The sequence below is a fragment of the Streptomyces sp. NPDC047079 genome (assembly GCF_040643755.1).
In the GTDB taxonomy this organism is placed as follows: Bacteria; Actinomycetota; Actinomycetes; order Streptomycetales; family Streptomycetaceae; genus Streptomyces.
Genome location: NZ_JBEYUZ010000065.1, coordinates 1 through 2,627, shown reverse-complemented (window position 1 = coordinate 2,627; position 2,627 = coordinate 1). Strand labels below are relative to the sequence as shown.

The following is a 2,627-nucleotide window of genomic DNA, read 5'->3' as shown; positions in this document are numbered from 1 at the left end:
ATGGAGGGGCTGGTGGCGGAGACGCTGCGGGTCCTGCGGTTCTGGATGGGGCATGGGGTGCGGATCTTCCGGGTGGACAATCCGCATACGAAGCCGGTGGTGTTCTGGGAGCGGGTGATCGGGGAGGTCAACCGGGCGGATCCGGATGTGATCTTCCTGGCGGAGGCGTTCACGCGGCCGGCGATGATGCGGACGCTGGCGGCGGTGGGGTTCCAGCAGTCGTACACGTATTTCACGTGGCGGAACACCAAGGGGGAGCTGACGGAGTATCTGAGGGAGTTGTCGGGGGAGACGGCGGCGTATATGCGGCCGAACTTCTTTGTGAACACGCCGGACATCCTGCATGCGTATCTGCAGCACGGGGGGCGGCCGGCGTTCGAGGTGCGGGCGGTGCTGGCGGCGACGCTGTCCCCGGCGTGGGGGGTGTACTCGGGTTTTGAGCTGTGTGAGAACGTGCCGCTGAGGGAGGGCAGTGAGGAGTATCTGGACTCGGAGAAGTACCAGTTGCGGCCCCGTGACTGGGAGGGGGCCGAACGTGAGGGACGCACCATCGCCCCGCTGATCACGAGGCTGAACGCGATCCGGCGGTCCAGTGCGGCGTTGCGGCAGTTGCGGGATGTGTATTTCCACCATGCCGACAACGACGAGGTGATCGTCTACTCCAAGCGCTCGGGTTCGAACACGGTGGTGGTGGTCGTGAACCTGGATCCGCACCACACCCAGGAGGCGACGGTCTCGTTGGACATGCCGCGGCTCGGCCTGGACTGGCACGAGTCGGTGCCGGTGCGCGATGAGCTCACCGGTGTCACCTACCACTGGGGCAGGGCCAATTACGTACGTCTGACGCCGGGCGAGAGTCCCGCGCACGTGCTGACCGTCCTGCGACCGTCCTCACCGCAGATCGGAGGGTCACCCACACGATGATCGTCAATGAGCCCGTCCCGGATACCTTCGAGGACACTCCTGCCGCCGACCGCGACCCGGAGTGGTTCAAGCGTGCCGTCTTCTACGAGGTCCTGGTCAGGTCCTTCCAGGACAGCAACGGCGATGGTGTGGGCGATTTGAAGGGCCTGACCGCGAAGCTGGATTATCTGCAGTGGCTGGGTGTGGACTGTCTGTGGCTGCCGCCGTTCTTCAAGTCGCCGCTGCGTGACGGGGGTTACGACGTCTCCGACTACACCGCCGTCCTGCCGGAGTTCGGGGACCTGGCGGATTTCGTGGAGTTCGTCGACGCGGCCCACCAGCGGGGCATGCGGGTGATCATCGACTTCGTCATGAACCACACCAGTGATCAGCACCCGTGGTTCCAGGAGTCCCGTGCCCACCCCGAGGGCCCCTACGGCGACTACTACGTATGGGCCGACGACGACAAGCAGTACCAGGACGCGCGGATCATCTTCGTCGACACCGAGGCCTCCAACTGGACCTTCGACCCGGTCCGCAAGCAGTACTACTGGCACCGGTTCTTCTCCCACCAGCCGGACCTGAACTACGACAACCCGGCCGTGCAGGAGGAGATGATCTCCGCGCTGAGGTTCTGGCTCGATCTCGGGATCGACGGCTTCCGCCTCGACGCGGTGCCCTACCTCTACCAGGAGGAAGGCACCAACTGCGAGAACCTTCCGGCGACGCACGAGTTCCTCAAGCGGGTACGCAAGGAGATCGACGCGCACTACCCGGACACCGTGCTGCTGGCGGAGGCGAACCAGTGGCCGGAGGACGTGGTCGACTACTTCGGCGACTTCCCAAGCGGCGGCGACGAGTGCCACATGGCCTTCCACTTCCCCGTCATGCCCCGCATCTTCATGGCGGTGCGCCGGGAGTCGCGCTACCCGGTCTCGGAGATCCTGGCCAAGACCCCCGCGATCCCCTCGAACTGCCAGTGGGGCATCTTCCTGCGCAACCACGACGAGCTGACCTTGGAGATGGTCACCGACGAGGAACGCGACTACATGTGGGCGGAGTACGCCAAGGACCCCCGCATGCGCGCCAACATCGGCATCCGCCGCCGTCTGGCCCCGCTGCTGGACAACGACCGCAACCAGATCGAGCTGTTCACCGCCCTGCTGCTGTCCCTGCCCGGCTCGCCGATCCTCTACTACGGCGACGAGATCGGCATGGGCGACAACATCTGGCTCGGTGACCGGGACGCGGTCCGCACCCCGATGCAGTGGACCCCCGACCGCAACGCCGGGTTCTCCTCCTGCGACCCGGGCCGTCTCTACCTGCCCACGATCATGGACCCCGTCTACGGCTACCAGGTCACCAACGTGGAGGCGTCGATGTCGTCGCCGTCCTCGCTGCTGCACTGGACCCGCCGGATGATCGAGATCCGCAAACAGAACCCCGCGTTCGGACTGGGCTCCTACACCGAACTGCCCTCCAGCAACCCGGCCGTCCTGGCCTTCCTGCGGGAAGCCCCCTCGACCGAGGCAGAAGGCGACGACCTGGTGATGTGCGTGAACAACTTCTCCCGGTTCGCCCAGCCCACCGAACTGGACCTGCGCCAGTTCAGCGGCCGGCACCCCGTCGAACTGATCGGTGGGGTCCGCTTCCCCGCCATCGGCGAACTGCCCTACCTCCTCACCCTCGCAGGCCACGGCTTCTACTGGTTCCGGCTCCGCAAG

General features: G+C 65.7%; 1 protein-coding gene and 1 pseudogene. Both read left to right on the top strand.

From position 1 onward, the window contains the following. Window positions 1-924: pseudogene (locus tag ABZ823_RS30865) on the top strand (alpha-1,4-glucan--maltose-1-phosphate maltosyltransferase); the annotation flags it as partial. After that, window positions 921-2,627 (top strand): maltose alpha-D-glucosyltransferase (gene treS / locus ABZ823_RS30860; RefSeq protein WP_361666217.1); only part of this gene is annotated, 1,707 nt, incomplete at its 3' end. The pseudogene ABZ823_RS30865 and the gene treS, both read left to right, overlap by 4 nt.